Here is a 7,543-nt window from a genome sequence, read left to right as displayed (position 1 = left end):
GGCGCTGTTGCTGGGGCTGTGGATCGCGCAGCGGCAATTGCCGCAGGACGATGCGCACGGCCCGACGGTCGCGGCGACCCGGGGGAGCGTCGCCGAGGGCGCGCTGGCGCAGGCGCTGACGCAGCAGTTGTCCGGCCAGTCCCAGGGCAGCGTGCGCATCGGCCTGAGCTTCCGCGATCGCGACGGCCATTACTGCCGCACCTTCGCGCTGTCGAACGCCAACGCCGGCCTGGCCTGCCAGCGCGACGGCGCATGGCGGGTGGAACTGCTGGTGCCCGCCGGCGAACGCGAAGACGGCGGCCGCATGCGCATGGCGGCCAGCCCGATGCCGGCCGCGGTGCTGCAGGCGGTGGATGCGCGCATCGCCGGCGAGGCGCTGGATGCCGACGGCGAACAGCGCGCGCGCGCACGCGGCTGGCGCTAGGAGCAGGCCGATGTCCTGCCTGCTTTGGGATGGGCAACGCGCCTAGAACACCTCCGACGCACACCGGAACGCGTCCGGCAGGAGCGGCTTCAGCCGCGACGCGCGTTTCCGACACGCCGGTCGCGGCTGAAGCCGCTCCTGCAGCACATCGATTCACGCTCGATGCCGTGGACGCACCTTCTTCGAGGTGCCCTCAGGGCAGCGCTGCCTGCGTCTTCGACTCGGTGGCAGCGTCGAGGCCGTCGATGCCGGCCAGCATCTTCTTCAGCAGTTTCTCCAGCTGCTGCTGCTCGCCGGCATCCAGCGCCGCGGTTTCCGTCTCCAGGAACGCACACACGTCCGGCAGCAAGCGTTCGATCAGGGCGATGCCGGCCGGCTGCAGGGTCAGCGCGACCTTGCGCCGGTCTTCCGGACTGGCCGTGCGCGACAGCAGCCCCTTGCCGCACAGGCTGTCGGTGAGACGGGTGATGTTGGCCGGCTTCTCGCTGGCGGCCTCGGCCACCTCGGTGGGGGTGATGCACTGCTCGGGCGTGCCGTACAGCATCATCAGGATCTCGTACTCCGGCGGGCTGATGCCGTACTCCTTGAGCACGCCGCTGGCGTTGGCATGCACGCGCTTGTACAGGTGCTTGACCAGCCGGACCAGGACGGCGGGCTCGCGCGGGAAGGCCGGATAGCGCGCGCAGGTGTGCGCCACGCGCCGCTCGGTCTGATCGAAACTGCCCATAAGAAATCGATTGCAAGTGGGGTAGCCGCCAATGCTACCCATTGCGCAGTGTCCCGACGAGGGCACGCGTTGCGTTCCCGCATGCTGTCGACGCAGTGCACCGCACGCCGACGCCGACGCGCGCTGGCGCGCCGGCCACCGCTCAGGCGGCGAACAGCGGCGCGTATTCCGGTGCCACCAGCTCGCGCAGCACGCTGGCCGGCACGTCCACCGTCTGAGTGCCATCGGCGTACGGCCCCACTTGGTATGGCGGGAACACGAAACGCAAGGCGGTGATCTTGCCCGCCGCGTCGACCAACGGCTGGAACTGGCTGAAGTTGCCGGGCTGCGGCTCGGTGCCTTCGGCGATCATCTTGCTGGCGCTGCGCACCTGCTCGTCCTGGTCCTCCGGCGGCACCTGTTCGGCATCCACCCGCGTCTGCACCGCCTGGCGCAGTTGCGCGGCAACGTAGCCGGCCACCTGCTTCCAATGCGACGCATCCGGGATCAGTGTCTCGGCGGTGAGCATGCGCTGCTGCTGCGGCAGCCACACCCAACGCGCCACCAGCGGTTCGCCATGCGCACCGCCGGTGTAGCGGCTGCCGTCGGCGCTCAGCGCGACCAGGTCCGGACGCTCCAGCAGCATCTCGAATTGCAGCGAGAGTTCGTAGGGCGCGCGTGGGCGATCGTTGCCGAGCCCGTCGACCGCTTCCATCAGCTCGCTGCGCGCGCTCTGCGCGTAGCGGTTGGCCGCCTCGGCCAGTCCGGGATAGCGGTTGATCGACGGCGGGAAAGTGATGCCGACCACATAGCTGGGGCTGTGTTCGACGATGTCCTTCAGTTCCGGCGGCGTGGCCTGCGCCTGCTCCGGCGCCGCGGAAGCCTCGCTTTGTGCCGGTGCCGCGGCGGGCGCCGGTACGGCGGCCGGTTCCTCGCGTTTGCAGCCGGCCAGTGCCAGCGCCGCGGCGACCGCCAGTGCCGTCCATGCCATCCGCCCGTTGCCCATCGTCTCTGCCCTGCTCACGTCGACTGCCCCTGTTCCTGCAATGCCTGTAAAAGTGGCGCGCATTATCGCGCCGTTGCGGTGCCCGATGCTCAATCGAGCAGCGCCGCGTATTGCGGATGCCGCTGGATGAACACGGCCGCGTACGAACACGCCGGCACCACCTTCCAGCCTTGTGCCTGCGCATGGTCCAGCGCGGCGGCGACCAGTTGCGCCGCCAGCCCGCGCCCGCCGATCGGGCCAGGCACCCCGGTGTGGGTGATGACCATGCGCCCCTGCTCCAGCACGTAGTCGAGTTCGGCGCGATGGCCGTCGACCTGCAGGCTGAAGCGGTGCTGCTGCGGATCGTGCGCGATCGGGACGTTCGGTGCGGACATGGGGAAGTGGATGTGTCGCGGAGCAGGCAGTGTCCGCTGCGGCTTGCCGCGGCGATGTGAAACACCTGCCCCAGGGCGTCACGCCGCCGACGCGGCGCGTCAGCCGTACGCCGCTCAAGTCGTGCCGCGCGCGGCCGATACCACCAGGACAGGCCGAAAACCTGGCATGGGAGTTGCACCTCCCATCACGCAGCGATCCAACAGGGAACCACGCGCATGAGCGAGACCGAGAGCAAATACGACCAGGGCGACCACAACGCCTCCTTGCTGGAAGGGCTATTCCAACTGTCGGTCAGCGGCGACCACCAGGGCGGCGAGTTCCAGCAGCTCGACGACGAGGTCTACCAGCGCCTCAAGCGCACCTACGAGAACGCCGCCATCGGCAGCGCCAAGGTGCAGTTGCGCGGGCAGCAGACCCGCTGAACCCAGAGGGCGGCCTGACGGACCGCCACCTGCCCCATGCGCGATGCGTGCCCACGACCGCATCGGCGCCACGGCGCATACCCAGCGCAGCGAATGAGAGATGTGCCGATCGCGCGGCGCCGCACGCCCGTGCGGACGCCAGCGCGTCGCGGATCAGCCGCGCCCGAAGCGCGGGTTCGCCAGCTCGCCCAGAAAGTGCTGCAGCACCGACGGCTCCATGATCAGCAGGAACATCACGCCGAACGCCGCACCGGCCAGGTGCGCGCTGTGGTTGACGTTGTCGCCGCCGCGGCGGTCCATCCAGATGCTGTAGCCGACATAGAACACGGCATACAGGATCGCCGGGATCGGAATCGGGATGAAGAAGAAGAAGATCCCGGTCCACGGCGCCATCAGGATGAAGGCGAACAGCACCGCCGACACCGCACCGGAGGCGCCCAGGCTCATGTAGTTGGGGTTCTTCTGGTTCTTCAGGTAGCTGGGCAGGATCGAGACCACCAACGCCGACAGGTAGAACAGCGGATACACCAGCATGTTGCCGGTCATCCGCTCCATCAGCACCTCGATCGGGCCGCCGAAGAAGTACAGCGTGACCATGTTGAACAGCAGGTGCGGGAAATCGGCATGAATGAAGCCGTAGGTCACCAGCCGGTCGTACTGCTTGTGGCGGTCGATCGCCGGCGGCCACAGGATCAGCCGGTCGAGCAGCCGGCGGTTGTTGAACGCCGCCCACGACACCAGCACGGTGAGGACGATCAGGATCAGGTTGACGGGGGTGACGGAGGGCATGCGGGGTCTCAGGCGGGGCGGTAGTGGTCGACCATGCGGTAGCGGCGCGCGTACAGCCCGAACAGCAGTGCGGCGACGAACGCGAAGGCGGCGAAGAAGAACATCAGGAACGCGGTCTCGCTGAGCCCGGTGCTGCCGATGTGCGCGGTGACGCGGTCGTTGCGCACCGCGGCGTTGGACAGCAGCACCCACAGGTTGCCGACGGTGGTGGTGAGGTTCCAGAAACTCATCACCACGCCCTTCATCGATTGCGGCGCCTGGCTGTAGGCGAATTCCAGGCCCGTCGCCGAGACCAGCACTTCGCCGAAGGTCAGCAGCGCGTACGGCAGGATCTGCCAGGCGATGGACAGGGCGTCGCCGCCGTCCATCATCACCTGCAGCGTGCCGACCACGATCCAGGCCAGGCCGCTGAAGGCGATGCCGGCGGTCATCCGCCGCAGCGCGGTCGGCTCGTAGCCGCGCCGGCGCAGCAGCGGATACAGCACCAGGTTGTTGAAGGGGATCAGCAGCATCACCAGCGCCGGATTCAGCGCCTGCATCTGCGAGGCGCTGAACCACGCCGGCATCTGCATCTGCTGGCCCTGCAGCACCCAGGTCGAGGCCTTCTGGTCGAACAGCGAGAAGAACGGGGTGACCAGCGCGAACACCACCAGCACCCGCAGCACCGCACGCACGCCGTCCACCGCCGCATCCGGATGCAGCGCGCGGGCGCGCTCCAGTTGCCACCAGGTGCCGCCGCCGATGCCGGCCAGCAGCAACACCAGCGCCAGGCACAGGCAGATCACCAGGCCCAGGGTCGGCACGAGGGCGAACGTCGCCAGCGCCAGCAGCACCGCCACGCCGGCCAGGACCAGGCCGGGACGCCCCTGCCCCGGCGCCTGCCGCAGCAGCGCGGTGCGCACCACTTGAGCGAAACCGTGCGGATCCTTCGGCGGCAGCGGCACGCGCACGTAGCGGTGACGCCCGGCCCAGAACACCAGGGTCGCCACCAGCATCAAGATGCCGGGGATGCCGAACGCCCACGCCGGGCCCAGGTTCTTCAGCGCCAGCGGGATCAGCAACGAGGCGAACAGCGAGCCGAAGTTGATGATCCAGTAGAAGGCGTCGAACACCACCTTGGCCAGGTGCTTGTTGCCCTGGTCGAACTGGTCGCCCATGAACGAGGCCACCAGCGGCTTGATCCCACCCGCGCCCAGCGCGATCAGGCCCAGGCCGAGGAAGAAGCCGTTGCGATGGCCCTCGAACAGCGCCAGGCACAGGTGGCCCACGCAGTAGATCAGGCTGAACCAGAGAATGGTGCTGTACTTGCCGAAGAAGCGGTCGGCCAGCCAGCCGCCGAGCAGCGGGAAGAAGTACACGCCGATCATGAAGCTGTGCATGATGTGCTTGGCTTCGGCCTCGCGGCCGGGCGCGGTCACTTCCTGCAGCAGCAGCGAGGTGATCAGGAACTGCACCAGGATGTTGCGCATCCCGTAGAAGCTGAAGCGCTCGCAGGCCTCGTTGCCGATGATGTACGGAATCTGCCGCGGCATGCGCGCGGCGGTGCGCTCCTGCGCCGCGCTCATGCGGCGTGTCTCGTGGTGGCTTGGCTGCTCACGGGCCCTCGTCCAGGCAAAATTTTCAGAAGGTTACCCGATCGTTCCGGCGAATCGAACCGCTAGGACACGCCCTAGGTGCTTTCGCAATCGGCGCGCTGCCCGCATCATGGGGGCCTGTCCCGAGACGGTGCCGAGATGATCCGACCCTGGCTGGCCACCCTGTTGCTGCCGATGCTGCTCTGCAGCATGCCGTCGCTGGCCAGCGAGGCGGGCCTGTCCACCGAAGCCGAGCGCAGCGGATTCGCGCGCACCGGCCGCTACGCCGAAACCATCGCGCTGTGCGATGCCTTCGCGCAGCACTATCCGCAGGCGGTGCGCTGCTTCGACTTCGGCACCACCCCGGAAGGCCGGCCGATGAAGGCGCTGGCGGTGTCGACCTCGGGTGCACTGGATCCGGCGGCCGCGCAGGCGCGCAAGCTGCCGGTAGTGCTGATCCAGGGCGGCATCCACGCCGGCGAGATCGACGGCAAGGACGCTGGCTTCCTGGCGCTGCGCCAACTGCTCGACGGCCACGCCGCGCGCGGCGCGCTGGACAAGCAGGTATGGCTGTTCGTGCCGGTGTTCAACGTCGACGGGCACGAGCGCTTCGGCGCCTGGAACCGGCCAAACCAGCGTGGTCCGGAACAGATGGGCTGGCGCACCACCGCGCAGAACCTCAACCTCAACCGCGACTACGTTAAGGCCGACGCGCCGGAGATGCAGGCGATGCTGCGCCTGGTCGAGCAGTGGGACCCGCTCGTGTATGTGGATCTGCACGTCACCGACGGCGCGCAGTTCGAGCACGACGTGTCGATCCAGGTGGAACCGCTGCACGCCGGCGACACCGCGCTGCGCGGCGACGGCCTGCGCCTGCGCGACGCCGTGCTCGCCGACCTGAAGCGGCAAGGCTCGCTGCCGTTGCCCTACTACCCCTCCTTCGTGGTCAACGACGACCCGGCCTCCGGCTTCGAGGACGGGGTGCCGACGCCGCGCTTCTCGCACGGCTATTTCCAGCTGCGCAACCGCTTCGGCATGCTGGTGGAAACGCATTCGTGGAAGCGCTACCCCGAGCGCGTGCGCATCACCCGCAACACCATCGTCTCGGTGCTGCAGCAGGTGGCGCGGCATGGTGCGCAGTGGCGCGCCGACGCGCTGGCCGCCGACGCCCGCGCGCAAGCGCTGGGTGGCAAGACCGTGGCGCTGGACTACCGCACCACCGACGCCTCGCACCTGGTGGACTTCCGCGGCTACGCCTACACGCGCACGCCCTCGCCGGTGTCCGGCGCGCTGATGACCCGCTACGACGAGCGCACCCCACAGATCTGGCGCGTGCCGCTGCGCGACCAGATCGTGCCCAGCGTGGAAGTCGCGGCGCCGCGCGCCGGCTACCTGGTGCCGGCGGCGCAAGCCGCCCTGGTCGGCGCCAAGCTGCGCCAGCACGGCATCGTCTTCCGCACACTCGACCACGACGCCACCCTGCCGGTCCAGACCTTCCGCGCCGACACCGCCAGCTTCGCCGCCCGCTCGTCCGAAGGCCACCAGCGGCTCAGCGTCGCCGGCGCCTGGAAGCCGGAGACCCGCGCCGTCGGCGCCGGCGCGCTGTTCGTGCCGATCGCCCAGCCCAAGGCGCGGCTGTTGATGGCGCTGCTGGAACCGCAGGCGCCGGACTCGCTGCTGCAATGGGGCGAGTTCAACAGCGCGTTCGAGCGCGCCGAGTACATGGAAGACTACGTCGCCGAGGACGTGGCGCGGCAGATGCTGGCCAGCGACCCGGCGCTCAAGGCCGAGTTCGAGGACAAGCTCGAACACGACGCTGCCTTCGCCAAGGATCCGCAGGCGCGGCTGGAGTTCTTCTACCGCCGCCACAGTTCCTGGGACGAGCGCTACCGCCTGTACCCGGTCATGCGCAGCGACGAAGCACCGTCCTGACGCGCGGTTCCACCCTCCCCCGACTCCCCCCGATGCGCCTTCCCGTCATCTGCTGAAGAGGCTGTTCGCCCCGATATGAAAACGTTTACAGGATCCCTTTGCCTGACCCTCGCGCTGGCCTCGCCTGCCGTCGCCGCGCCGCCGGCGGCGGCCGCGGGCACGGCGTCCACGCCGAACGCCGCCGCTGCGCAGCGCCCGTGGAACGACCGCAACCTGTCGCCGGACCGGCGCGCCGCGCTGCTGGTGCAGGCGATGACCCCGGACGAGAAGTTCCAGATGCTGCACAGCTACTTCGGCCTGGGCAAGGACGGCGGC

At 69.0% G+C, this 7,543-nt stretch carries 7 protein-coding genes and 2 pseudogenes; 4 read left to right on the top strand and 5 right to left on the bottom strand.

Annotated features, from left to right (window positions below):
• Positions 1-424 (top strand): annotated as a pseudogene (locus tag D183_RS24785) (anti-sigma factor family protein); the annotation flags it as partial.
• A 193-nt stretch (positions 425-617) separates the two neighbouring features.
• On the opposite strand, the gene D183_RS0113735 reads toward D183_RS24785, so the two are convergent.
• The 3 genes from D183_RS0113735 to D183_RS0113725 form a co-directional block, all read right to left on the bottom strand.
• On the bottom strand, positions 618-1,151 hold the full coding sequence (locus tag D183_RS0113735; RefSeq protein WP_017909508.1) for a MarR family winged helix-turn-helix transcriptional regulator: 534 nt from the start codon (positions 1,149-1,151) through the stop codon (positions 618-620).
• Positions 1,152-1,293: 142 nt separating this feature from the next.
• The gene (locus D183_RS0113730) at positions 1,294-2,121 is read right to left on the bottom strand and encodes a DUF3298 and DUF4163 domain-containing protein (protein ID WP_017909507.1); all 828 of its coding nucleotides are present in this window, start codon (positions 2,119-2,121) and stop codon (positions 1,294-1,296) included.
• 104 nt (positions 2,122-2,225) lie between these two features.
• A complete protein-coding gene (locus D183_RS0113725) occupies positions 2,226-2,510 on the bottom strand; it encodes a GNAT family N-acetyltransferase (protein ID WP_017909506.1) in 285 nt (94 codons plus the stop codon).
• A 216-nt stretch (positions 2,511-2,726) separates the two neighbouring features.
• On the opposite strand from D183_RS0113725, the gene D183_RS0113720 reads away from it, so the two are divergent.
• Positions 2,727-2,933, top strand: coding sequence for a hypothetical protein (locus D183_RS0113720; protein ID WP_017909505.1), 207 nt, complete (start codon positions 2,727-2,729; stop codon positions 2,931-2,933).
• Between the two features lie 153 nt (positions 2,934-3,086).
• Here the strand turns inward: D183_RS0113720 and D183_RS0113715 are convergent, their stop codons facing one another.
• Together D183_RS0113715 and D183_RS0113710 are read right to left on the bottom strand one after the other, a co-directional pair.
• On the bottom strand, positions 3,087-3,722 hold the full coding sequence (locus D183_RS0113715; RefSeq protein ID WP_017909504.1) for a rhomboid family intramembrane serine protease: 636 nt from the start codon (positions 3,720-3,722) through the stop codon (positions 3,087-3,089).
• Between the two features lie 8 nt (positions 3,723-3,730).
• Positions 3,731-5,287: a POT-type proton-dependent oligopeptide transporter gene (locus D183_RS0113710; protein WP_017909503.1), complete on the bottom strand. Its 1,557-nt coding sequence runs from the start codon at positions 5,285-5,287 to the stop codon at positions 3,731-3,733.
• Positions 5,288-5,455: 168 nt separating this feature from the next.
• Between D183_RS0113710 and D183_RS0113705 the strand changes: the two genes are divergently transcribed.
• Together D183_RS0113705 and D183_RS24780 are read left to right on the top strand one after the other, a co-directional pair.
• Positions 5,456-7,228 (top strand): M14 family metallopeptidase, encoded by a 1,773-nt coding sequence (locus D183_RS0113705; protein ID WP_017909502.1) that lies wholly within the window; start codon positions 5,456-5,458, stop codon positions 7,226-7,228.
• A 75-nt stretch (positions 7,229-7,303) separates the two neighbouring features.
• Positions 7,304-7,543: pseudogene (locus D183_RS24780) on the top strand (glycosyl hydrolase); the annotation flags it as partial.

This window comes from Xanthomonas sp. SHU 199 (genome assembly GCF_000364665.1).
Lineage (GTDB): Bacteria > Pseudomonadota > Gammaproteobacteria > Xanthomonadales > Xanthomonadaceae > Xanthomonas_A > Xanthomonas_A sontii.
The sequence above is the reverse complement of the archived record's forward strand: the minus strand, read 5'-3'. Positions and strand labels throughout refer to the sequence as shown.

Coding starts and splice junctions, on each gene's coding strand:
- D183_RS0113735 (WP_017909508.1), bottom strand. CDS start 1,151: ATGGGCAGTTTCGATCAGACCGAGCGGCGCGTGGCGCACACCTGCGCG.
- D183_RS0113730 (WP_017909507.1), bottom strand. CDS start 2,121: ATGGCATGGACGGCACTGGCGGTCGCCGCGGCGCTGGCACTGGCCGGC.
- D183_RS0113725 (WP_017909506.1), bottom strand. CDS start 2,510: ATGTCCGCACCGAACGTCCCGATCGCGCACGATCCGCAGCAGCACCGC.
- D183_RS0113720 (WP_017909505.1), top strand. CDS start 2,727: ATGAGCGAGACCGAGAGCAAATACGACCAGGGCGACCACAACGCCTCC.
- D183_RS0113715 (WP_017909504.1), bottom strand. CDS start 3,722: ATGCCCTCCGTCACCCCCGTCAACCTGATCCTGATCGTCCTCACCGTG.
- D183_RS0113710 (WP_017909503.1), bottom strand. CDS start 5,287: ATGAGCGCGGCGCAGGAGCGCACCGCCGCGCGCATGCCGCGGCAGATT.
- D183_RS0113705 (WP_017909502.1), top strand. CDS start 5,456: ATGATCCGACCCTGGCTGGCCACCCTGTTGCTGCCGATGCTGCTCTGC.